Origin of the sequence: Solibacillus isronensis (assembly GCF_023715405.1) — a bacterium.
GTDB lineage: Bacteria > Bacillota > Bacilli > Bacillales_A > Planococcaceae > Solibacillus > Solibacillus isronensis_B.
Map to the genome: position 1 here is coordinate 208,450 of NZ_JAMBOC010000002.1, position 23,882 is coordinate 232,331.

25 protein-coding genes are annotated in these 23,882 nt (G+C 35.1%); 13 read left to right on the forward strand and 12 right to left on the reverse strand.

Going from position 1 to position 23,882, the window contains the following annotated elements:
- Positions 1 to 28 precede the first annotated feature (28 nt).
- The gene (locus tag M3166_RS12800; protein ID WP_251690229.1) at positions 29 to 1,264 is read right to left on the reverse strand and encodes an IS110 family transposase; all 1,236 of its coding nucleotides are present in this window, start codon (positions 1,262 to 1,264) and stop codon (positions 29 to 31) included.
- Between the two features lie 430 nt (positions 1,265 to 1,694).
- On the opposite strand from M3166_RS12800, the gene M3166_RS12805 reads away from it, so the two are divergent.
- Positions 1,695 to 2,201, forward strand: a complete 507-nt coding sequence (locus M3166_RS12805) for a GrpB family protein (protein ID WP_251690230.1) — start codon at positions 1,695 to 1,697, stop codon at positions 2,199 to 2,201.
- A 290-nt stretch (positions 2,202 to 2,491) separates the two neighbouring features.
- On the opposite strand, the gene M3166_RS12810 is transcribed toward M3166_RS12805, so the two are convergent.
- A complete protein-coding gene (locus tag M3166_RS12810) occupies positions 2,492 to 2,695 on the reverse strand; it encodes a hypothetical protein (RefSeq protein WP_008405435.1) in 204 nt (67 codons plus the stop codon).
- 128 nt (positions 2,696 to 2,823) lie between these two features.
- Between M3166_RS12810 and M3166_RS12815 the strand changes: the two genes are divergently transcribed.
- Complete coding sequence (locus M3166_RS12815; RefSeq protein ID WP_251690231.1) at positions 2,824 to 3,399, forward strand: hypothetical protein; 576 nt, start codon at positions 2,824 to 2,826, stop codon at positions 3,397 to 3,399.
- Between the two features lie 348 nt (positions 3,400 to 3,747).
- Here M3166_RS12815 and M3166_RS12820 read toward each other — a convergent pair whose 3' ends face one another.
- On the reverse strand, positions 3,748 to 4,215 hold the full coding sequence (locus M3166_RS12820) for an NUDIX hydrolase (RefSeq protein WP_435368079.1): 468 nt from the start codon (positions 4,213 to 4,215) through the stop codon (positions 3,748 to 3,750).
- A 344-nt stretch (positions 4,216 to 4,559) separates the two neighbouring features.
- Between M3166_RS12820 and M3166_RS12825 the strand changes: the two genes are divergently transcribed.
- Positions 4,560 to 5,015, forward strand: a complete 456-nt coding sequence (locus tag M3166_RS12825; protein WP_251690232.1) for a hypothetical protein — start codon at positions 4,560 to 4,562, stop codon at positions 5,013 to 5,015.
- A gap of 285 nt (positions 5,016 to 5,300) precedes the next feature.
- On the opposite strand, the gene M3166_RS12830 is transcribed toward M3166_RS12825, so the two are convergent.
- Positions 5,301 to 5,684 (reverse strand): peptide ABC transporter substrate-binding protein, encoded by a 384-nt coding sequence (locus M3166_RS12830; protein ID WP_251690233.1) that lies wholly within the window; start codon positions 5,682 to 5,684, stop codon positions 5,301 to 5,303.
- Between the two features lie 374 nt (positions 5,685 to 6,058).
- On the opposite strand from M3166_RS12830, the gene M3166_RS12835 reads away from it, so the two are divergent.
- The 3 genes from M3166_RS12835 to M3166_RS12845 all read left to right on the forward strand — a co-directional run bounded on the left by M3166_RS12835 (position 6,059) and on the right by M3166_RS12845 (position 9,021).
- Positions 6,059 to 6,517: a DUF2262 domain-containing protein gene (locus tag M3166_RS12835; protein ID WP_251690234.1), complete on the forward strand. Its 459-nt coding sequence runs from the start codon at positions 6,059 to 6,061 to the stop codon at positions 6,515 to 6,517.
- 935 nt (positions 6,518 to 7,452) lie between these two features.
- Positions 7,453 to 7,932: a hypothetical protein gene (locus tag M3166_RS12840; protein WP_251690235.1), complete on the forward strand. Its 480-nt coding sequence runs from the start codon at positions 7,453 to 7,455 to the stop codon at positions 7,930 to 7,932.
- A gap of 531 nt (positions 7,933 to 8,463) precedes the next feature.
- Complete coding sequence (locus M3166_RS12845) at positions 8,464 to 9,021, forward strand: hypothetical protein (RefSeq protein WP_251690236.1); 558 nt, start codon at positions 8,464 to 8,466, stop codon at positions 9,019 to 9,021.
- A gap of 249 nt (positions 9,022 to 9,270) precedes the next feature.
- Here M3166_RS12845 and M3166_RS12850 read toward each other — a convergent pair whose 3' ends face one another.
- Together M3166_RS12850 and M3166_RS12855 are read right to left on the reverse strand one after the other, a co-directional pair.
- Complete coding sequence (locus M3166_RS12850) at positions 9,271 to 9,498, reverse strand: hypothetical protein (protein ID WP_251690237.1); 228 nt, start codon at positions 9,496 to 9,498, stop codon at positions 9,271 to 9,273.
- Between the two features lie 562 nt (positions 9,499 to 10,060).
- The gene (locus M3166_RS12855; RefSeq protein WP_251690238.1) at positions 10,061 to 10,213 is read right to left on the reverse strand and encodes a YrzI family small protein; all 153 of its coding nucleotides are present in this window, start codon (positions 10,211 to 10,213) and stop codon (positions 10,061 to 10,063) included.
- Positions 10,214 to 10,850: 637 nt separating this feature from the next.
- Here M3166_RS12855 and M3166_RS12860 point away from each other — a divergent pair.
- Both M3166_RS12860 and M3166_RS12865 read left to right on the forward strand, forming a co-directional pair.
- Positions 10,851 to 11,039 (forward strand): helix-turn-helix transcriptional regulator, encoded by a 189-nt coding sequence (locus M3166_RS12860; protein WP_251690239.1) that lies wholly within the window; start codon positions 10,851 to 10,853, stop codon positions 11,037 to 11,039.
- 2 nt (positions 11,040 to 11,041) lie between these two features.
- A complete protein-coding gene (locus M3166_RS12865) occupies positions 11,042 to 11,506 on the forward strand; it encodes a hypothetical protein (RefSeq protein WP_251690240.1) in 465 nt (154 codons plus the stop codon).
- 131 nt (positions 11,507 to 11,637) lie between these two features.
- Here the strand turns inward: M3166_RS12865 and M3166_RS12870 are convergent, their stop codons facing one another.
- Positions 11,638 to 12,204, reverse strand: coding sequence for a hypothetical protein (locus M3166_RS12870; RefSeq protein ID WP_251690241.1), 567 nt, complete (start codon positions 12,202 to 12,204; stop codon positions 11,638 to 11,640).
- Between the two features lie 186 nt (positions 12,205 to 12,390).
- Between M3166_RS12870 and M3166_RS12875 the strand changes: the two genes are divergently transcribed.
- A complete protein-coding gene (locus M3166_RS12875) occupies positions 12,391 to 13,242 on the forward strand; it encodes a helix-turn-helix domain-containing protein (RefSeq protein WP_251690242.1) in 852 nt (283 codons plus the stop codon).
- A 99-nt stretch (positions 13,243 to 13,341) separates the two neighbouring features.
- On the opposite strand, the gene M3166_RS12880 is transcribed toward M3166_RS12875, so the two are convergent.
- The 4 genes from M3166_RS12880 to M3166_RS12895 form a co-directional block, all read right to left on the reverse strand.
- Positions 13,342 to 14,535, reverse strand: a complete 1,194-nt coding sequence (locus tag M3166_RS12880; protein ID WP_251690243.1) for a M20 metallopeptidase family protein — start codon at positions 14,533 to 14,535, stop codon at positions 13,342 to 13,344.
- A 61-nt stretch (positions 14,536 to 14,596) separates the two neighbouring features.
- On the reverse strand, positions 14,597 to 16,117 hold the full coding sequence (locus M3166_RS12885) for an AbgT family transporter (RefSeq protein ID WP_251690244.1): 1,521 nt from the start codon (positions 16,115 to 16,117) through the stop codon (positions 14,597 to 14,599).
- Positions 16,118 to 16,425: 308 nt separating this feature from the next.
- Positions 16,426 to 16,683 (reverse strand): UDP-glucose 6-dehydrogenase, encoded by a 258-nt coding sequence (locus M3166_RS12890; protein ID WP_251690245.1) that lies wholly within the window; start codon positions 16,681 to 16,683, stop codon positions 16,426 to 16,428.
- A gap of 159 nt (positions 16,684 to 16,842) precedes the next feature.
- A complete protein-coding gene (locus M3166_RS12895; protein WP_251690246.1) occupies positions 16,843 to 18,666 on the reverse strand; it encodes a helix-turn-helix domain-containing protein in 1,824 nt (607 codons plus the stop codon).
- 234 nt (positions 18,667 to 18,900) lie between these two features.
- Between M3166_RS12895 and M3166_RS12900 the strand changes: the two genes are divergently transcribed.
- From M3166_RS12900 to M3166_RS12915, 4 genes are all read left to right on the forward strand, one after another.
- Complete coding sequence (locus M3166_RS12900) at positions 18,901 to 20,148, forward strand: MFS transporter (protein WP_251690247.1); 1,248 nt, start codon at positions 18,901 to 18,903, stop codon at positions 20,146 to 20,148.
- 59 nt (positions 20,149 to 20,207) lie between these two features.
- Positions 20,208 to 21,404 carry a M20 family metallopeptidase gene (locus tag M3166_RS12905; RefSeq protein WP_251690248.1) on the forward strand — a complete coding sequence of 399 codons (1,197 nt, stop codon included), beginning with the start codon at positions 20,208 to 20,210 and terminating at the stop codon, positions 21,402 to 21,404.
- A 283-nt stretch (positions 21,405 to 21,687) separates the two neighbouring features.
- Positions 21,688 to 22,161 (forward strand): DUF2062 domain-containing protein, encoded by a 474-nt coding sequence (locus M3166_RS12910; protein WP_251690249.1) that lies wholly within the window; start codon positions 21,688 to 21,690, stop codon positions 22,159 to 22,161.
- A 108-nt stretch (positions 22,162 to 22,269) separates the two neighbouring features.
- Positions 22,270 to 22,887, forward strand: coding sequence for a GGDEF domain-containing protein (locus tag M3166_RS12915; RefSeq protein ID WP_251690250.1), 618 nt, complete (start codon positions 22,270 to 22,272; stop codon positions 22,885 to 22,887).
- Between the two features lie 163 nt (positions 22,888 to 23,050).
- Here the strand turns inward: M3166_RS12915 and M3166_RS12920 are convergent, their stop codons facing one another.
- The gene (locus M3166_RS12920) at positions 23,051 to 23,644 is read right to left on the reverse strand and encodes a hypothetical protein (RefSeq protein ID WP_251690251.1); all 594 of its coding nucleotides are present in this window, start codon (positions 23,642 to 23,644) and stop codon (positions 23,051 to 23,053) included.
- Positions 23,645 to 23,882: the final 238 nt, after the last annotated feature.

Below are 23,882 nucleotides of genomic sequence, written 5' to 3' on the forward strand. Positions count from 1 at the left end.
TTTAGGTTTGCTTGGTTAAATTGTTAAATCAATCTATGTCTTGGAAAGAAGTTTTGTTTTTTAATAGTGCATAAATCCAATGTAAGAGTTTGTTTGCACAAGCTATTACAGCTACTCTAAATGGTTTTCCTTCTTCACGTTTTTTATCATAAAACGCCCGTAATTTCTTATTACGAGGAAGGATTTCATCTGTAGTTTTCTGTTTTCGACAATCACGAATTGCACATTTAACAGCCATATACAAAGCTTGTCGTAGTCTGCTAGAGCCTCTTTTGGTTATTCGGTTGTAAGTGCCTTTGAATGTACCTGATTCAAAGATACTTGGATCAAGACCGGCAAATGCGACTAGTTTCTTAGGGTGATTAAACCTTTCAATTTCCCCAATTTCAGATATAATCGTGGCAGCGATTTTTTCTCCGATACCAGGAATTGATTGGATAATCTTCGATTCTTCAATACTTTTGGCCAAAGCATCTATCTCATTTTCAAGTAGGGATAGGTGTTTTTTGTATTCAAAGATCATGTTAATATACATATCTAAACTTAGGGCAAGGCTAGAATATAAAGCCTGTTGAAATGGATTTTGAGCTGCTGCAGTCATTAGCTTTTCAGCCTGTTGATTTGCCCATTGTAGAGAACGAGAATTACAGAATTCTTTTATTTTAGTTGTTAATACTTCGTTATTGGCGCTCAATATATCTTCTGAAGTAGGATAAATCTGTAGTATTTTTAAAGAAACATTCGAATATAAGTCGCCAAAAACATTACTATATTCAGGGAATACTTGATCTAAGACTGCCTGGAATTGTAGTTTAGTTTGTACAAACATGCCTGTAATATTATCGTGCTGTCTCGTAAGATGACGTAAGTTCGCAAGTTGGATGCCACGCTTTTTATAAGGCTCTAAATCCTCTTTATAATACAGCTCGCAGAGATGATTGGCATCAACGATATCTGTTTTTACCTTTCGTAAACTAGAACTTTTCGTCTTATAAGAGATGAGTGGATTTACGATAATGATTAAATAACCTTTGTCTTCAAAATATTGAACAACTGGTGTGTGATAATGGCCTGTAGACTCCATAACTAGGGGAGGGCGCTCTCCTGAAATATCTTCTACTTCTTTAATAAAATCTAATAAACTAGCTAACCCATCAAGATCATGTTTTACTTTAAAGCTTTTCTTATAGGGCTTCTTTCTTTCCAAATAAGCTTGAACCTGACTTTCACCTTTAGCTACATCCAGGCCAATGACTGGATTCATTATAATTCCTCCTTCAAAATGATAATTGCCGGTAACCCCTAAATCCTCGTTGTAGTGTCATAGCTTCGCTTGTTATACGAGATCACTGTCCCAACCAGCCTCAAACATGTTTCTACAAGTAGGGGGTGAACTGTTTTGCGGACGAGGTCTTAGCCCCACGGGCGCGAACGTTCTACCTCGGCTACCGTTATCATATATCGATATAAAAAATGGTCAACCAGAAATATTTTCTGGCTGACCTAATAATACGATCGGGCGCGATTCTTCAATAAGAAGATTGCATTTTTCCGTTATAGGGCCATATTATTTACTTTGGTGTTTATGGAGAATTAAACTTAAACTAAAGGGAAAGATTAGGGCAACAAGAAGAACCCTCAAGTATGGTATTATATTCCAATAAAAACAGTAATAAGTTTTAAGGAGGATTAAGATGTTAGGTTTGCCCAAAGGAGATGTATTTTTAGTACATTGGACAGAAGAATGGAATAAGGAATTTTTATCAGAGAAAGAAAAAATACAAGATAAAATAGGTGAATATATTATAAATATTCATCACATAGGAAGCACATCAGTAAAATATTTAAGTGCAAAACCAATTATTGATATTGCTGTAGAAATCAAAGATTTTGATATGGGTGGTAATACTGCCGCACTTTTAGAGGATTTGGGATATTCGTATAAAGGAATAAACATTTTACCTGAAAGACATTATTTTAGTAAGGGTGAACTAAGAACCCACCAAATCCATATGTATCAAAGTGGAAATAAATATTTACTTGAACAATTGAAGTTTAGAGATTATTTGCGGGTGAATGATGGAGCAAGAATTGAATATGAACAATTGAAACTTAACTTGGCAAATGAAAACAAAGATAATAAACATAAATATGCTGAAGAGAAAACTGAATTCGTTAAATCAATTTTAGAAAAGATTTAAAGAGATCTTTATTAAGTATAGGGGCAACAAGTAAAAGGCTGAAATCAATATATTAATATTCAACAATCGGGCGCGATTCTTCAATAATAAGATCGCATTTTTCCGCTAAAGGGTGCGTTCCTTGAATAAAGGAAATGCTCTTTTTCGTTAAAGGACCAATAGAATGTAACAAACAGTGCTTTTAAAAATTATCGGAATATGAAAGCGGCATCCAATGGTGAATACAATGGATGCCTTTTTTATGAAATGTTACCAAGCAAGGGTTTAGTCCTCTACGAAGACTGACTTCTTTATTTTTTATTTTTAAACCCATATTTATTTACATAAAAAAACAATATCAAATTTGAAATAGAGAAAAGAGAAGCTATAAAGATAGAAAGACCACCTAAACCCCTAACATAAAGCGCTATTGCTACTATAGCTAATAATGTTCCTAGTATAAGAAACATATACTTACTTTCTAAAAAGTTGTTTATAGATTTTAATAAACGCATACTCACACCTACCATTTTTTTAATAAATTTCAAAAAAATATAATATTTCTAAAAAATTGTAAAATTATATATATTTTTGTTATATAACTATGATACACTATTTTTATCACTTTTAGGAGGTTTTTATTATGAAGAAACTAATTATAGGCTCATCTGCTATTTTATTAAGTAGCCTTTTTAGTCCATTAGCACAAGCGAATGAATTAGAAGTTGATGCCAAGCAACAGGTTTTGGAGAGTAAAAGTAATTATTCCGAAAAAATAAAGTCACTAGAGTTACTAGAGCCACTAGAGTCAGGATATGAGCTTATGCCTGATACAGAAATTACTCCATTTGCCTATGATATTGGTGGGGGTACTAATCATTACTTGTATGAAACTATAAACAAAACAATTTCAATAAAGCAACAAAATAAAACTGCGGCTGCAGACGCTCTATTAGTTACTGCATCTGGTATGGCATTAGGATTTCTAGGGTATGTTAAACTTGCAACCCTTACAACTATTGTTGGAGCAAAATCGTCAGTCGAGACTTTATTTTCGGGCGATTCGGGTGCGCAATTTGCTATTAATGTAAAAACATATGTCTATAAATCTGGTTCTCCTACTTCTACATATTGGGGTTATGGTTTAATCGTATTTTCTAATGCAAAAACTGGTAAGTCTTTAACAACTAAAAAAATAATTATTGGTAAAACAGGCTGATACATAGTTTGTAAAAATAGCATCTTAATTTTCTAGCTAAAATAAAGAGCCCTCCACAATTTAAAGTGGAGGGCTCTTTATTTATTTTGTTTTAACATATTCTGCAATTTCCCTTCTAATTAAGTACATACGTTTTAATTTATTTAATCTAGGTTTAAGACGCTAACCTTTTTGTTTAGTAAAACGTCATGCTTCTGAATCTTTTTTGCGCCCAAACGTGACATTTCTATATTTCGGTTATTCATAAAAACGCTGTTTTCGTAGAGGTGTTTGACTTGTGTTCAACTATCGGACCAATTTATGAACAAAGCTTTGCGAGTATAAACGCTGCCACTTCAACTGTTTAATTTATTTTAATATTGGTTTTTGAGTATCTGACTTCCAATCTAAAATAAATGGTGCTTGTGTGGGAGTTAAGTTAGAAGGTAAGTGCTCTTTTGCTATGAAATATAATTCTTTACTTTCATTGTTCATATTTAGATCGCCCTCATAATTTTTGGTAAATAGTATTATTTGTACACTGTACACATGGTCTCCATTAGGATAAGAGGCGAATCCTTTTTTGCCAGAGTATAAGCCAAATAAAGATAAATCTTTTAACACTAAATTTGTTTCTTCTAAAACTTCTCGCATTACTGTTTCCTTAAAAGTTTCCCCGATTTCCATAATGCCGCCTGGGATTCCCCAAGTATTGTTATCCGTTCTTCTTTGTAACAAAATACGTCCTAATTCATCTTCAATAATAGCGCCACAGCCTATTGTTAATAAGGTTTCATGGCCAATTAAATTTCTCATTGTTTGTATGTAATCATTCACAAATAATCCTCCAATAAAACAGTTTTATAAGTATACGTTTATAATAATGAGAAGTTCCCAAAGCGTAAATTATTAACATCTCTTTTCTTAGTATTCTAAATATAGAACTGATGCCATCCTTATGCAACAATCTGGGCGCGATTCTTCAATAAGAAGATCGCGTTGTTCCGTTATAGGGCCATTTAATGGAATAAGAATACCTAATAAAAAAGGATTCTTATGTTAATATTAGTGTGAGATTTAGAAGAAATGTACTTAAACTAAAGTTGCAGATTAGTGGAAGATGACAATAATGAATTTGCCGAAAGACAGGAGGAATTCAACTGAAAAAATGTATTTTGCTAATGCTATTTAATTTCACCTTAATCTTATCTGCCTGTTCCCAAACTGAGGAGGACACAGAGGAATATTCAGGGATTATTGGTGATGAACAATCTTTTGGTTATGAGTACACTGTATTAAAAGAACAAAATAAATTTTCTTGGAAGGTCGGCTACAAAGGAGATATATCTATTATCCAAGAGAGTGATTCAAATCGGGAAGATTTAGAAAATTACATGAATGCTGTAAATGAGAGTAAATTGGTATTGGCAAAACTAATTTTATCGGTATTATACTTACTAATAATTATTATAACAACGCTTATCCTTTATAAGAAAAATAGAAAAATGCTTAAAGATAGCGGTGTAGTTACAACTATGTTATCAGGTATTGCAATATATATTGCCTTCAAATCATCCTTTGAATTAATTAGATTATTACAAGATACAAAATACTATTACTTGATACTAACTAATTAAACTAACGGAGTGCTTTAGTTTAACAAGTAAAAAGCGGTAATATTCCACAAAAGGGCGCGATTCTTCAATAAGAAAATCGCATTTTTCCGTTTATAGGGCCATATTGTTGAATAACGTGTTTTTGGGCAATGCATAAAAGATGACCCAATGTTCAAAAGAAAAAGACACAAAATGTTGTATAAAAACATTCCTGCCTTTCTGCTCTATTCCCAAACTTTTATTTCGGAACGTTATTGAATCTTGTCTTGTATAATTTTTTTTAACTATTCGCTACTGAAAGTCTAATTAACTTATCCAAGTCATTTTTACTTCTTTAGCTTTCCATTCATTATCTTTATAATGTACTCTACATTCAAACCCGACGGCGCCTAAGTTAGAATGATACTTGGAAACTTCAAAAACAGTGTCGTTTTTAAACTTAAAATCAACCTTATCTATTGTAAGGAGTACACCATCTAGAGACATTGTATCGGCATTATATAATCCTTTTTCTTCGAGTTGTTCAAAAGTAGCATCCATTACATCAACTTTATATTTTTCCTTCAAGTAGCTTAAAATTTTTTCTTTATCACTTTCCTCTACATTCTTGAAATTACTCATATCAATAGCTATAAATTCCATACCACGATTTAATTCTTTATTCTGTTGCAATAGCGTCCAATGCAACACTATATATTTCCCCTAAATGTTCCTTTGGCTCTATGTTGGCATTGCAAGCACAAAGTAATCCTACAAGTATAAATAGAATAATAAAATATTTTAACTGCAAATTTATCCATCCCCATTTAATATTAAACTTATAAATAATAAAATTAATCATTCATATACTCTATTTCGATAACAGAATAGGATTTCCTTTAAATAACGTCCCCAAAGCGACGTTTCGGAGTATTGCTGATTATAACCTTGTAATGGCATTCGTTATTCAACAATCGGGCGCGATTCTTCAAAAAGAAGATCGCGTTTTTTCCGTTATAGGGCTATTTAATTGAGGACACTTCTTAAGTAAAATAAAATAGACTATTTATGAAGGGGATTGGGCTATGGAAAAATCAATAAAAAGTGAATTAATTGGGGTATTTGCATATGATGAGGATTGTAAAACATTTAAGGCAAGTAATGGGGAAATACTTTGGACATTAAACATAAGAAATGAATTGGTTGATAAAAATGAGATGATTAAAAGAGCAGAAAAACTTTTCACATTCTTAGAGAACTTCGAGCAAAAGGCTAAAATAGCCATAACAGAGAAATTAATTAATTACAAAAATGATTTTTGGCCCGAGTATGATGAGGATGATGAAAATCTAAATTGGGATGCTGTAGATGCAGGGGAATATGATATAACCAAAGAAGAATTTGCCGAAGCAATTACCCTCTATGCAATTGAAATTAGAGCAGATGATATATACTGTGAATATTATGATGGAGATTTATTTGGTGGACACAGAATACATGCCTATTTTGATAATGATTACAAGTTATTAAATGCAGATGTGTAGTTTTAAATAGCTAAATAGTTTATTTGATATTCAATTATAGGGCGCTTTTCTTGAATATTCGCATCCGCAATCATCAAAATTTTTATAAGAACCAAACTAGATAAATAAAGAACCAACTATTTTGATCAAACTTTGTTTCAAAACAGTTGGTTTCTTTCTGTAAAAAATCAGCGTTCCAACTTACTATTAATCGAACTTTGTTAAAATGCTACACCTTTACCGATTTTTCTGTTGACCACAAACTTTCATTTGGGAACTTTATTTCTTATGTATTTGTATTACTCGAATTATTCAACAAATAAAAAGTTATTTTGATGGGGGTGTTTCTTTAAACCGTTTAAGCAAAAATAAAATTAAGTTGTAGAAAACTAATGTGAAAAGGAAGAGAAAAAGATTATCCCCCCACTGAATCCCGTTATCTTGATAAATATTTAAAATAGTCATACTTATAAACAAAAGACTTGGAAATACAAGAGGACGTATATATTTATTTGTAAGAATGTCCTTAACCTCCTTTTGAATGGATTATTTATTATTCAATTTAAAAATGTTATAGCAATACTCTAGTCTAGACAATTAAAACAAAAGATGTTGTTAATTACAGTCTATTCCCGTACTCAAAATCGTATTTGGTATTTCTTTTTTATGTAAGGTATTATACCACCTGAATAAGACGACCTCTTATTCAACAATTTGGCGCGAATCTTCAATAAGAAAATCGCGTTTTTCCGTTATAGGGCGATATTGTGGAATAACCATCTTATATACAATTGTAAAATTTACTAAGAATTAAAGGATTATCTCGACTCCCCATAACCTCTTGGTACAGAATATGTTGCGTTTGTTCAATACCAAACATTGCTTTTTCTGATTTTTTGAGTAAAATATTACCAGTTCTAACTATTTAATGATAAGGGGGGAATTGGAGGTTGCTTATGAATTCTAAAGTTAAGAGTAAAAAAATGATAGTAAGTATATTCATTTTTTTTATAGTTGCCCTATTCGTGGCTTTCTTTGTTTTTAACAGCAATACATTAGCCAGCGATGAAGTTTTTAATGATATAGACTTTAAATCAGAACACGTTAATGTTGACGGTTATAAATTGGATCATGAGACAGAAGAGCTTTTTGTAAAACTTAAGCTGTCTGAGGAGGATAAAACAGCAATTCTAGAAGCTTTTAAGAATTCAAAATTTGAAATATCATCTAGTTCAGATTCATATGCGGATGGAAATTATTTTATCAATATTTCATTGAATAAGCTTTATGAGTTAGAACTTAATCCAACTCAAAAAAAATTAATATTTGTCTATGAAGATGACAATGATAGCGATCATATATATTATAAATTTTCGAATGATAGTGGCTTATTTGAGCTTTTAGAAACAATAACAAAAGAATCTCTTAATCAATAATCATTAAATTTCAGGCAGCTAGGACCCAAGACCATTGTTGAGGCAACGGTCTTCTTTTTTTGCATCAATTGGGACAGATTGTGGAATAAAAAATATGCTATACAAGTTCGTGAAGTGGTGCCCTTATGATAACGCCGTGGCATTAAGTTTATTTATGTATACCTTATAAATCCTTGTTGCACTAAACCCTAGTTACTTTAATTAAGAGAATAAATTCAATTCTGTTTCTTACTTTCAGCAATAACTTTTTATTCCTAAGCCATAAGCCAATAGCTGTACCAACTAAACCACCTATACTCAAAGTAACAAAATGTCCCCAGTCTACTTCTCTGTTTCTCCATATACCTATAATATATACACTTATAAGTACACCAAAAACCCAGCCTATCCAAGATTTCCATGAACTTTTAATAAAGTGCTTGATTCAATTATAGAACCCGATTCCCAAATAATAAAGTCAGAAAATTGAAACTTTATCTTTCCTTATCCGTATAAGTTAGTAACATAAAAATTATAATTGGAGGAATTAAATTGCGAACTCATTACTCGCCTCGTCTAATCTTTTTAGTGCTCGCCATATTATCCCTTATCAGCATACCTGTTTTAGGTGCAATATTTCCTGTGTTCTATGTTCAAACATTTTTATTTGATAGATTGGCAATCATACTCTATCCGGATGGAATAAATTTCAGACTAGTAATGGCTGCATGTTTTGTTTTATTTATCGGATTAATGATTCCGGTAATTAAACAGAACAAACTCACTTTTAGCCTATCAAGTGTTATTATTGCAGGTGGACTCTTTGTTTTCTATTTATCGATTTTAAGTTATACATATATAGGAAAAGAAGAAGTGGTCTCCAATAAATTATTCGACGAAAAAACGTTTCAATGGTCTGAAATCCAAGAAGTAGTTCTCGAATATTATTTCGATGATATAGGTAAGCATGAAGAATATATTTTTACTTCAATGGTAGGAGATTCTATTCGAATTCCTTTAAACGATCAGTTCCTACAAGAAGATAAAAGTGAAATTTATAAGGTAGCTAAACTAAATAATGTTGAATTTATTGAACAGGAGAAAAAGTAAAGTCCTTATAGTAGAAGATTTTCGCTTTTAGCGGCAGTCAGTGTACTGCCACTCATACGAGACATAGAGAAGACCCTTGTTGTGGCAATGGTCTTCTTTTTTGTATTCACTTGTTCCCAGATACATTAACTACTCTATATTCAGCTTGAAATCGAGTATCTGACTTCCAACTAAATTACTCGTGTTTCCTTGATATGTAGGGTCAACGAAAATACGGTCGATCCTTCCGAAATATTGTCCAGATACAGTTCAATTTTTTACGTCTTTTTTAGACTTTAAATTTAGTACTAACTCGTATCCAAAGGCTATTAAAATTCCCGTCCAAAAAATTATTCCTGAAGTAAGGGGCTCAGTTTCAAATATTAAATCGTAAATATAATTGATAAATAACAATAACATATATGTATAAAAACCAAGGATTGCTCCATTTTTCCAATTACTTTGCTCAAATTCAGACATCTTTTTGAAGAATTTCATTGTTCTCCTCCACTCATGTAATCAGCCAGCTCTCTTAATGACTTTAGCCATCCCACCGTACTTAAATATTTTATCGCAATAAACTATGATATCTAATCTTATATAACAGTAATGGAAAAATTGCCTCAAAAGCTGGGTTTCGGAAGCTATTTAATTGTTACTTAAGATGGAACTCTCTCTTTAAGGAGATCTTCAGAAAGATTTACCACATTAAGGTTATGTACGATTTTATGCTTTCACACTGTTGAAGCAACAATCAGATTATCCACAAAATCAAGGATGCTGGAGGCCGGTAAGATTCTGTTCCCATTAGGTCTTAGCATTCATTTCTGAAATCCGGCCACCCCGCGCCAAACGCGGCTAAATAATACCTTGATATGGAGCTGGGTGAAATGATATTACTTTTCGTACAGCCCCTTCACTTGAGTTAAGTATTATCATCCACACTTATATTCATATCCGTAGCTACGTTGAGTCCTTCTCCAACCATAAAACTGCATACCGTCTCTTACTCATAAAAATCATTTCAATTCCCACCTTTCATTGTTTTAAATTACCAAAATTAATAATGACGTTGACGCGTGTAATCCTCTACTTTTCTTTTGTTCTCTTCAAAGATTTTTTTTACTTTTTCTTCATGAATTGCTTTCTCACGAGAGATTTCACGCTCCCGTTTTGTAATAGCGATCGAAAGGGTAAAAAAGTTTACTATCATGGATTATCACCTCCTTAAAGTGCCCTAAAAATGAAAAATGCCGCAGGGAGACTCCCCCTGCGGTAAAAAAAGACACAAAAATACCGCAGGGACACACTTCTCCCTGCGGTATGGGCATACTTAATTAATCAAGAGTTTAAGCAATCCATTCCAGTCTGGTCGAATGTGTGATTTTTGTTTTCATTGAAGTTGTAACTACTAGTGACATTAATTTATTGATAATGATCATTTTCTTCGACCTCCTTAGAATTTTTTTGATTATTGTGTAAGTATACTCATCCTCACATTATCTGTAAACATTTTTTTGCATTTTTTCAAAAAAAAGTAATATCTTATTCAAAAGTAATGTGTAGAAAAGTTGATATAGCAACATTATTTACATTTATGGCGATTTTCAGATTGATGTGCCCCTCATCCAACTACGAACACAATTGTGTAAAAATCATCCGCGCTTTTTCATTATATAAAGACGCTTCGTTTTTGTTACCACCTATCCAAACTCTCCTGAAAATTATTGGGATTTAGATGAATGCAAAATATAAATTGCATTTATGTAATATATATATTGCGCGGACGCAATTTATATGTTACATTTAAAACAGTTGTAATACCGAATATGAAATAGGAGAGAAGCTAAATGAATAAAGTGAAGTCAATACGTACGGGATTACATATGACACAAGATGAGCTTGCTGCACGGACAGGCGTTACACGTCAAACTATTGGATTAATTGAAAACAATAAGTTTAATCCTTCGTTAACACTATGTATTGCCATTGCAAAAGCGCTCAATTTAACATTAAATGATTTATTTTGGGAGGAATAATTATGAAAAATTCATTACTTTTCTTTTTACCGTCAGATGAGTATAAGAGAAATAAAATTAAAGGTTTTTTCAGTGAAGCTTTGTTATTAGTAATTATAGTTAATTTCTTTTTATTAATTTCCATTCAATTCTATAATAAAGATTTTATTAATAATGAATTCTTTGCCTTTATAAACATAGTAATTCCTGCAGGTTATATTTTAATTCGATACATTTTATCCGGTATTGAATATACCGCAATCTTTACAAGTACGGACTATTCTAAAGAAAATAAACGCTTAGTAAAAAACTCATTTAAGTTTTTTGTGATGTTCGCATTGCTGACATTAATTTTCAAGGGCATCCCAACCGATCTTAAAGAAACTACTGAAATATTGGGTGTCGCGCTTATTGCTGCAATTATTCTTATGATCATCAATTGGTTATCACTTAAGTTATCTTATAAAAAGAATAGAAATCTTGGTTAAACAATAAAAATTGATTTAAACAATATCTTGTTATCCCTCTTTTCCCCTATAAAACCCTATAAGATATTCCATCTTATAGGGTTGTTGTTTATATTATTAGGTTAGTACACAAAAAAATTAGTATTTCATTTTTATAAGCATGCAACTGAGAACCAAGCTAAACTAGCAGCTAGCCCCACTGCGCCACCTTTAATTGCATTTTTACCTGCAACCTTAACTAGTTCCTTAGCAAGTAAGTTCCAGTTTTTCTTTTCAATTAGTTCCCACATTCCACCACTCAAGAATCCAATTCCTGTAAACTCTAAAATTCTGTCTCCAACACAACTTGCCCATGAATTTGCACTAATCATACCTGTCCCATTGGATCCAGCCATAAATGCAGGAGCTGGAATCCCAATTAAATCTTCTTCAGTAAGCTGTTCGCCATTTACTAATTTAATGAAAGCTGATAAAGCAGCAATATTTTCTTGTCCAAAGTATGCTGCGGCTAATTCAGTGTCAAGGACATAGCGATCCCCGTCAAGATATGCATATTCTGTAAATAAAACTTCTAAATCTCCTGCTAGTTGATCAACTTCACTTTGTTGATGTTGAATAATAGTTGGAGATTTATATGTAGCGGCAGATACAGCTCCTCCATAAGTAGAGAAAAGAATACTTGTAGCAATACCACAAGCTAATAGTTTTTTAAATTTCATTTTAAATATCCTCCCCATCATTTAAATGTAAAATTTTTATTGTCCTACTCCAATTAACCATATATCTAATAAAACGCTCATCACTTCGTACATAATTTAACTTCACCTCCTTTATCAGTATGATAATATAAGGGAGATTTTAGTTGTAAAAATAGTCAAAAATGACTTATTTAGGGAGGTTAATATATGTTAGGTGAATTAGTAAAAGAAATCCGTGGAAATAAAGGCTTATCTCAAAATTACGTATTAGATTCATTGATGACCCAAAGTGCTTATTCAAAGTTTGAACTAGGTAGAACAGAAATTCGTGCATCTGTGTTCCTGAATATTTTAAATAAACTTGATATGAGTTTAGAAGAATTTAAATTTCTCCAAAATGACTATCAATTTACAATACGAGACGAAATTATTCATCGCTTTTTTTACATGTCCTATAATGATGAGACAGTATTACTAGAAGTTAATGAGTTAGCCAAAGAGTATTTAGAAAAACACCAAACACAAGATTATTTAATTAAAGAAATTTATTATTTATGCCAAGCATTCCTTACTTTGTTGGAAAAGAAGGATTTTACTGAAGCAAGTATATCTGCCAATAAAGTATGGGAAAGAGTTTCTAAGCGGAATATGCTGTATGTGATGGATCTTTATCTACTGAATTCAATTCTTTTCATTTTCCCATTAGAAACCATATTTGAAATAAGAAAATTAGTGGAGTTATCGATTGAAAAGTATGGAAATCTATTTAGACTTCAGCGTATTAGAATTAATATGTTTATTAATATTGCGTATTTGTTAATGAAAGAGGAACAATTTGAAATGGCAATAGATGAATTAGAGGAGGCAATAATTATTTGTAGAACTGAAAAGACCTATATTCAATTAGCGATTTGTTATATTCGTAAAGGGGTCTGTTTAAACCGTCTACAACAGCAAGGGAATGTGTGGATAGATAAAGGGAATCAATTGTTACTAGCAATAGAAGAAGATGATTTAGTACAGAAACTGTCTAATGAAATAAGACAATTTATTGAGTGATGCTATGAAATGTCTCTCTCCCTATTTATTTTACCGCCAATTGTACATAAGAAAAGGACATAACACAAAACTATGTTATGTCCCTTAACTTCTCTATGTTTATATAACACGACTCACAGCATGCTTCTTTAAATACTCTAATGTCGCCTTTGCAAGTGTGTTTGCTGCAACGAGAAGTGCACGCTCATCGATATCGAACTTTGGATGGTGGTGCGGGTACGCTTCTTCTTTCTCAGGGTCACGGGCACCTGTGAAGTAAAATGTTCCCGGTACTTTTTCTAAGTAGTAGGCAAAGTCCTCTCCGCCCATTTCCGGTTCGCAAATAACCACTTCCTCAACACCCGGCGTTTGTCTTGCCTGTTCGATAAAGAATCTTGTTGTTTCCCGGTCATTAATAACAGCCGAATATCCGCGCACATAATCGTATTCGTAATCGGCCTTCATCACCAAGCAAGCCGCCTTCAGAACATCTTCCAGCTCACGTTCAATCAGGTCACGCGTTTCTTCATCAAATACACGTGCAGTTCCTTTGATTTTTACCGAGTCGGCAATGACGTTAAATGGGTTTAACGCTTCAAAGTGACATACCGAAATAACTGCCGGTTTCACAGGACTAATACGTCTGCCTAAAAGCTGTTGGGCATTCACAACAAATTGTGACCCGATGTAAATCGAATCTTTCGTTTCCTGTGGTTTCGCACCGTGTCCGCCTTTTCCTTTAATCGTAATGTAGAAGCCATCTGCTGCAGCCATTAACGGACCTTCGCATACAGCAATTTTCCCATGCTCTACCGGTGCCCATAAATGCTGGCCGAAAATGACATCTACTCCGTCCAGGCAGCCATCTTCAATCATCGCAATCGCTCCACCCGGCGCAATTTCTTCACCGAATTGGTGGATGAATACAACATTCCCCTGAATCTCGTCCTGGATTTTGTTCAGTGCCTTTGCCAATACAAGGAGTGACGCTGTATGCCCATCATGACCGCATGCATGCATTCGGCCATCCACCTTCGATTTGTAAGGGACATCATTTTGCTCCTGAATTGCCAGTGCATCGAAATCAGCACGTAATGCCACCGTTTTACCAGGTTGACCACCGCGTAATGTAGCCACTACCCCGCGTCCCCCTACCCCTTCACGCACTTCATGTCCAAGCGCACGATGGTATTCCGCAATATATTTTGGCGTCTCCACCTCTTCATGTGAAAGCTCCGGGTTTTCATGCAAGTAACGACGGATCGCTACCATTTCATCAAAATGCTGTTCCAGTATGTCAAAAATATTCGTCATGTTTTCCATCCCCATTTTCTAAGTTGTCTGTTTTTCAAATAATATTCGTGTATCCTGACTATTATTTCAAGTAAATGCCGTCGCCAGGTCCTAATGGCAGGCCAAGTAAGAACCAGATTGCGAATAAAATAATCCACATAATTGCGAAGAATACTGAGTAAGGCAGTAACGCTGAGATTAACGTACCGATTCCGATATTTTTGTCATAGCGTCGAGCAAATGCCAGTAAAATTGCAAAGTAAGCAAGCATCGGTGTAATCGGGTTTGTAATCGAATCCCCTACACGGTACGCCATTTGTGTTACAGCTGGTGAGTAGTTTAAGTACATGAACATCGGTACGAAAATCGGAGCAAGTAATGCCCATTTAGCCGATGCACTTGCGATCAGTAAGTTGATGAATGCACAAATAATAATGAACCCGATAAACATTGGTGCGCCGGTAAAGTTCATATTTTGTAAAAACTCTGCGCCTTTAATTGCTAAGATTGGTCCAATGTTACTCCATCCGAAATAGGCAATCATCTGTGCTGCTACGAATGCCAATACGATGAATGAAGAAAGGTCACCGATTGATTTAAACATTTGTTCCGCTACATCACGGTCCGATTTCACTTTTTTCGTAACGATACCGTATGTTAAGCCCGGTAGTAAGAAGAAGAACAGCATAATTGGTACAATACCCGTCATAAACGGTGAATTTAAAAAGCCGTTATCTTCCGGATTACGCAGTAGCCCTGATTCCGGTACTACCAAAATCGCCATTAAAATGATGTATGCTAATGTAACAACCCCTGCCCAGCGAAGCCCTTTGTTTTCTAAAGCTGTCAGTGGTTCAGCCACTTCTATTTTCCCGCCGTACTTACCAAAGCGAGGTTCTACGAATTTACCTGTTACCCAAGTTGCGACAACAACTAATACAAATGTCGAAACGATCAGGAAGTAGTAGTTCATTGTTGCAAGTCCGGTATATGTAGGATCAACCAATTGGGCTGAAGTTTGTGTAATGCCCAGTAATAATACGTCTAAAGACGAAATAATAATATTTGCACTGAATCCTCCGGCAATGGCTGCATAGGTAGCAATTAACCCAACTAACGGATTTCGTCCGACACTCATGAAAATCATGGCGGCAATTGGAGGTAAAATAATGAAGGCTGCGTCTGCGGCAACATTCCCGACAAGACCTGTAAATAAAATAACAGGCAAGATGATTTTTTTAGGAGCACTTAAAACGGTCTTTTTCATTAATGCTGATATTAAGCCACTGTTTTCAGCTACCCCAATACCGATCATTGTCACAACTACGATGCCAAGTGGCGCGAATCCAGTAAAGTTACTGACCATGTTTGTAACAATTTGTATGAGTCCTTCACGATTCAATAGATTGATTACTTCGATCGTCTCGTCAGTTCCTGGCTTAACGGCAGAAACCCCAAGTTTTGATAGAATCAGTGATAGCGCAAGAACAAAAAATGCTAAAATAACGAATAACGTAACTGGGTCCGGAAGTTTATTTCCCGCTCGTTCAATTCCGTCAAGAAACCTATCAACCAATTTTTTCTTACCAGCTTTACTTTCCATATGCGTCCCCCTAGAAGTTTAATGTTTAAAAGAATAGCAAAATATAAAGGAGATAGCAATGAGTTATGCAAATTTTTAGATTTTTCTTTATATTTATATAGTAATTTTGTATATTTAAGGGGTATTTTGGGTGATAAGCTTTTTCCTAGGGGATTGTATTTCCCCTAAAACAAATTTGCACACAAAAAAAGCCTGGCGATAGCATGGCACGTCAGTTGTGCCATGTTTCCCATGCTTTCCATTTCGTATTTTATGGTGATGCTCATATGTAGAAACGAATTTTCATTTAACAAGCTCACATCTTCATGTTAATTATTAGTGAGAGCACGTTTTTTCTGAACGTACATATTTTTTAATTTAGCATAATAGGCCGCTGCATGTACTGCCCCTGTATCCTTTTTACGTAAAGCAAATTCGAAAGCCTCTACTAAATGTTCTGTAGTAACCAATTCACTTCTGATTTTAATTAAATCGTAATGCTTATAATTGTCAGGTACTTTCGATAAAATATCCTGATCCCCCGTAATTGAAATTAAATGATCGTCGTTAAAAAATAGTTGTAGCATAGTCCATATCCCCTTTTCTGTTTAGTATCGTGATGCCACCCTTTGATAAGCTTTTTAATTAATCGGCTTCTTACCATTACCCTTTTTTTCACAAAATGAATCGCCAATTTTTATCTGAATTATAAAAAATATAAGTTTTAAGCCTCTTTCGACTGAATGTCAATCGGTCATAAAGGTATTATAAAGATACACAGCCAGCAGTACTTTTAGATGATCTTCGTAATGGTTGAAGTCAATTTTTAATAAGTCTTCAACTTTTTTTATACGATGATAGAGCGTATTTGTATGAATATGGAGTTCCTTTGCCGTCGTTGCCATGGAACGGTTGTTTTGTATATACGTGAAAAGCGTATGGAGAAGTTCATCGTTTGTTTCATTGTTATTCCACAATACAGAAAACGTTTCACTTAGAAATGAGTTAATTTCTTCAGCAGGATGATGTAAAAAAAGCGTACTAATGCCAATATCCCGGTAATGCAGAAGGCCTTTTTCCTTTTGTTTTTTCAAATGAAGAAGAGCCTTTTCCGCTTTCATATGATAATCTTTAGCTTGGCCGGGAGAGTATTGTCCTGTGCTTAATCCTCCCCGGGCTACTACTGTAAACCGCTCATTCCACCAATTCATACCGTTTTTTAATATGTTCGTAATCATGCCTTCTCCAGCTGAATCTCGGGTAAAGGATAGAACGGTAATTTTATTATTGTAGCTAAACAAAAGACTGTTCTCTAAACGTAACTTCTCTTTTAGATGTGCTAGAAGAAGCAGTGCATCATTTTCAAGTGAAAGCAAATCCGCATTTCCATCTAGCTCAATTAAAGCAATTTGGAGAAAATGATCATGATGAATTCCTAACTCCTGCGCAACAAGCTCAGCCTGCTGGAGATTTCTAATTTCCAAAAAACGATGGTAGGTTTCATAGGTTTTCTTGTACATAATTTCAGTCTGGGATCTAAGCTTCATAATTTCAAGCGAGAGAGTCAGAGCTCCTTGCTCAATAATCAACTGATCGGGTTGTGATAGAGGGGTGTTCCCTTCTACAATCAGACACCCTAAAAAAACAGAGCCTGACCGAATCGGATAAATATAGCAATCAATTTGAACTGAATCGTACGTTGATACATAACTAGCCTCAGTTTTATTCGCAAAGAGCAAGAATATATCGTCCAGAATGGTAGCGATATGTTGAATATGCTGGGGGACGTAATTTCCTTCAAGGTAATCCGCATAGACAAGCTTTCTCTCCATTAACTTATTCATTTCCAGGATAATTGCTTCCAGTCCTTTATTCTGAACAGATAACTTCGTGAGGTGCGTATGAATTTCTGTACGTTTCTCTAACATCGCATTCGTTTCTTTCAGCTTTTTTGATAAATGGGTAACTTCATCCAGGCTATTTTGAACTTTCGTGTGAAGCTGTGCATTATATAGCGCAGTTGCTGCTTGGGAAGCGAAACTTTGCAGAAGTAGCAAATCCGTTTCACTTAGGCCATCTTCTACATCAAAACAGTGAAATGTCATAACCCCCATCGTTTTTGTTCCAAGTGCTACAGGAACAGACAAAATGGATTTAATAGTAGGGCTATTTTGGTGAGCCTTCGTAATGAATTCAAGATTCTCCTCACTTAAATTTGCCATGCTATTATAAATTTCTTCCGTTGAGATAATTAACCTTATATCGCCATCCCTGAACACCTTTCCTGTAATGGACTCACCTATGTTAACTTTAAAAAATTTAATGTTTTCATTAAAACCTACATATGTCTTTACGATCAGCTTATCCGAGATCGCATCATACATTTGTATATAACCAGCCTCTGCTGTTTCGACAATCTTCAATGCAGATTGCATAATTTTTTTAAGTACTTCATCCAATTCAAGTGTCGAATTAATTGCGCGAAAGCTTTCCATTAGATTCACCACATGGTTTTGGGCTTTTTGATTTTCCCTACTTAATTGTTTGAGCAACGCCTCATTTTGTTCCATTCATTCTCCCCCTTGTTGAATTCAACAACTTTCTCTCCATAACTTTGTTTGTCTGCACATGTGCACGACATTTCTGAAATTATATAATATTCAATAAATATTGAATATAGAAAACGCTTACTTTTTCTTGATTAAACAATTATCATACTCGAAAAATTGTTTATTCCAATCGTTTTCTTATATTCATATAGCTACATTCACATTGGATGAGTAAATTTCAGGGGGAGGTTATTTATGAAAAATGAACAAGTTCCTAATAAAAAGAGGCACATAATACTTTCACTGCTATTTTTAGGATGGTGTTTATCCTATCTTGACAGAATGGCAATGAATGTCGGAATTGTGGAAATTGCAAAAGACTTTAATCTTAGTCCGTCTGTAATGGGTGTTGTACTGAGTAGTTTTTTTGCCGGTTATGCATTAATGCAATTACCTGGGGGGTGGCTTGCCGATAAATTCGGTTCCAGAAAGGTCATTGTGATCTCCATTGTTTTATGGTCTTTATTTACCGTTTTTACCGGCATGGCCTGGTCTTTAATGTCGATGATTATTATTCGTTTCATGTTCGGTCTTGGTGAAGGCGGATATCCTGCTGCAAGTTCAAAAGCAATAGCAGATGTCTTTCCAAAGAAAGAACGGACAAGTGCCCAAACGATCATGATGTCATCGAATTCACTTGGAGGTGTGATTGCTCCTTTAATCGCCACCCCGTTACTTGTATGGATCGGCTGGCAAAACCTCTTTTTCGCGATTGGAATTTTAGGTCTCTTTGTTGCAGCCCTACTCTGGTATTATTTAAGTCCGCAAAATATGCAGGTAGAACTAGTTGAGGAAGAAACAGTCCAAAAAGCATCCTTTAAAGATGTGTTAAAAATTCCTACAAGCTGGCAGTTGGCCATTATGTGGTTTGGCGTAAGTACGGTCATTTGGGGGCTTATCTCATGGATGCCGCCATATCTTGTAGATGTGAGAGGCCTTGATTTGATGTCGATGGGGATGCTGACATCCATCCCGGCTCTGGCTGGTGCTATAGGAGTTATCGTCGGCGGGCAGCTGATTAAATCTTTATTAATGGGAAAAGAGAAATACCTTGCGATTATAAGCTTCATCATCATGATCGGATCTCTTTATTTATTATTCAATGCGCCGTCAGTCACTCTCGTTATTATTTACCAATCCATCTGTATGCTTTTCCACGGACCAATTGTAGCGATCATCTTCAGCCTTCCGCATAAATTATTCTCGAAAAATGTGATTGGGTCAACTTTTGGAATGATTAATCTTGGCGGAATGATTGGAGCATTCCTCGCACCAATGGTTATGGGCTATTTAATTGAAGTATTTGATGGAATTTATGCCTCTGCATTTCTGTACATCATTGCCTGTGCCGTTTTAGGAATCATCGCTGCAGCCGGTCTAAAACCGAATCGACCTACTTCGGGCGGAAGAAAGCAGGAAGCTCAAAACTTAGAAACGATTTAAATACCGAATGGACATGCATTGATCAGCCATGTCCATTTTATAAATAGGGAGATTATCAAATGTTATTAGACAATTTAATGAAAAGATTAGATGAAAAAAAGGATCGCATTATTGAAATCCGCCGCTATCTCCATGAACATCCGGAGCTTTCCTTTCAAGAAGAGCAGACAGCCAAGTATATTCAGGAGTTTTATGTTGATGTTCCGGTCAATTCAGTTGAAACAAACTTTGGGGGCGAACGTGGTGTCGTTGTAACGATTCAAGGGGCAAAACCAGGAAAAACAATTGCCATTCGTGCTGATTTCGATGCGTTGCCAATCCAGGAAGAAACCGGTCTGCCTTTCGCTTCAAAAAATGAAGGGGTCATGCATGCATGTGGGCATGACGGTCATACAGCCTATATGCTCGTTTTGGCGCAAACGTTGGCGGAGTTTAAAAATGAATTAAAAGGTACGATTAAAGTAATTCATCAACCCGCTGAAGAAGCGCCTCCAGGTGGTGCGATCGGAATGATCAATGCAGGTGTACTGGATGGCGTTGATGCTATCATCGGAATCCATGTCATGAGCAACATGAAGACAGGTCATATTTATTACAGAAGCGGCAACACGCAAACAGGCAGATCCTATTTTAAACTTGTCGTTCAAGGTAAAGGCGGACATGGATCATCCCCGCATCTTGCAAATGATGCAATTATTGCCGCAAGTTCATTTGTCATGAATCTGCAAACAATCGTCAGCCGCCGCATTAACCCATTTGATACAGCGTCCGTTACGATTGGAAATCTGGACGGGAAAGGTACTTTTAACGTGATAAAGGATTCCGTGACAATCGAAGGTGATGTTCGTACAATGACCCCTGAAACCCGGGAAATAGTAGAAGCTGAAGTTCGTGCTTTTACAGAAGGGTTGGAAAAATCATTTGGCGTCACATGTCATCTAGACTACCTCAACGACTACCCTGTTCTGAATAATCATCCCGTAGTAACGGAACATGTACGTCAGGCTTTGGAGCTGGCAGCCATTCCTGAAGTGGAAGCCGTTTTAGAAACACCGCCACTGCCGCCTTCAGAGGATTTTGCCTATTATCTTGAAAAAGTACCGGGCTGTTTCTTCTATGTCGGTGCGATGCCAGCGTCAGGTGAAGCATATCCGCATCATCATCCTAAATTTGATATTAATGAAGAAAGCCTCATTATAAGTGCCAAAGCAATGGCTGCTGTAGTCGCTTCTTACTGTGACGGAAACGAAAATTAGAAAAAAGCATAGATCCAGTACACTACCCGCTTAGGCCTCTATGCAACTGTTTTATTAAATGTTAGCCAAAAGTGCCCTCCTGATTTTTCAGGGGGCACTTTTGCTTGTAATGTTCGACTTAGACAGATATTGTATAATTTACAATCTACTTCTCATAAAACATTTTATTCCTTTAATACAATAGCATAAGAATTTTCTTACGTTCGGTATAATCTGTCTATAGGAGACACCTCGGTATTGATTGTTACATTTGCGATGAAGTACTTGGAGAGGATAGACATCTATGAAAATAACACGCGTCATTAAATATAATTTACTCCGGCTATTTCGGCTTAAATCGGGTCCACATCAAGTTGCGTCAGGGGTAACAATTGGGTTTATTCCTAGCTGGCTTCCTACATTCGGACTCGGCCCCGTTCTTTCTGTCGGTATGGCAAGACTCATGAAGGCGAATACCGTTTCCGCACTTGTCGGCGGTGTTCTAGGCACATTTATTTGGCCTCTGCTTTTCTTTTTAAATTATAAAGTCGGGAGCTTACTACTCGACCGAACTATTAAAGTCGAAGAAGTCGATGAAGTAGAATACATAGATGCGATTGAACATACGTATACTGGATTTGTGAATTCCCATTCGAGCGGATTCACCTTTTTAACAGGGGCCATGTGTAATATAGTGATTTCCTCGATTCTTATATACATCATCGTATATATTATGTTCAAGGCGTACCGGGTGAGGATTTTAAACAAAATTCGATGAATTTGAAATTCTCACCACTCACTTGGCAGAATTTCGAGAATATTATAAAATTACTTTTTAAAATATAGAAGTAAGCAAGGTGATAACATGCCCTACAGAGGAAGAATATTGGCAACAGGAATCGTTCTCTTATTTAATATAATCCGTTATTTCTACTATCATCAGTATTTAGCTTTGCCCTTTTATTGGACATTTTTTGTTTTAACAGCCCTTTTCCTCAGTATCGCATGGTGGGCCGGCAAGCAATTTGATAAGGTCAAATACCTGTCAGAAAGAGATCCGTTAACCGGTGCCTATAACCGCCGTACAGTAGAAGAGCACTTTCACAAGGCTGCTAAAATAAGCGATATAAAAAAACAATCATTAGGGGTCATCATGCTCGATTTAAATAAATTTAAAGAAGTAAACGACGTATTCGGTCATCAAAAAGGCGATGAACTGCTCATGCAAGTTACCACAGCATTGGATACATTTGTCGGGAAACATGATTTAGTTGCAAGATGGGGCGGCGATGAATTCGTCGTTGTCGTAGACAATCTGAATGAAGATACAGCTGACAACTATGTAAAAGAACTCCAGCAAGCAATCACACTGAAAAATGCCGGAAACTTCCCAAATGTCGAGGCTTCTGTCGGATATGCGATTTACCCTCAGCATGGAAAGAGTTTTCAGAAGCTTGTCCAAGAGGCGGATGCTTATATGTATAGGGATAAGAAGGAACATTGATGTTGCTGTGATTGTTCCGTAATAATGACTTATATGGAAAAACAATCAACGCTTCTTATCCTAATTTTTATATCACTAAATTTATACTTCAAAAGGCATGTTTTGAATCGAACTTTCAAAACATGCCTTTTCATAATTTAACGTGAATTTTATTTTTAGAACTTTAATCTATCTTCATCCTTCTTTTAAAATCTTCAATTTCGAACGTTTCATTATTTTCTTTAATCCTGCTGACTTCACTAAGTAATTCATCCTGTTTAGCATGAATTTTCCTTAACTCTGCCATTTGTTCTTCTTGCTCACATTCTCTCGCATATTCTATCGCACAATCCTTTAATGTATCTGCAAGGTTGTTTAATAGATAATTTTCAAATTTGCCCAGTATGTTCAAATCTAAATATTTCGGACCTATATTGAGTGTTTTTAAAGTATTGTTTAGTTCCGTTTCCTTCTGATTCAATTCATTTATTTGGTGTTGATTATTTTCCAACTTCTGATTTGTTAACTTTTCACTTGTACGAAATAAGTAAATAAAAGTCGATATTATGACCACCGTACTTATATAAAATATAATGCCATCGTCAAGATCAACTAATACTAATAAAATTATCGATAAGGTACTTACTAATAATAATTTCATGAAGGAGATCGGAACTGGCTTTTTAAGTTCTATTAAGTTATTTTCAATACATGCTTTATCTGACAGTAGTTGTTGCGCTTGCTTAATTTCACCTAAAACCGACTGCTTATTACTCATTAATTTAACCTCCCAAAATTCCAAGTCATTTACTTAGTTTGGTCGGAACAATAAATTCTAAACATGATATTAAATTAACTAATTGTTACTTCTTTTTTACTTTAATTACCTTCACAACCCCGAAGGTAATTAACAGTATGAAAGAAATGATCAGATCATTAATTTAGTATCAAAACAGGCGAATTATCTATCCATAGTCCGTAAAAAAGAAATGTGCCAAAATCCATGATCATAAAGG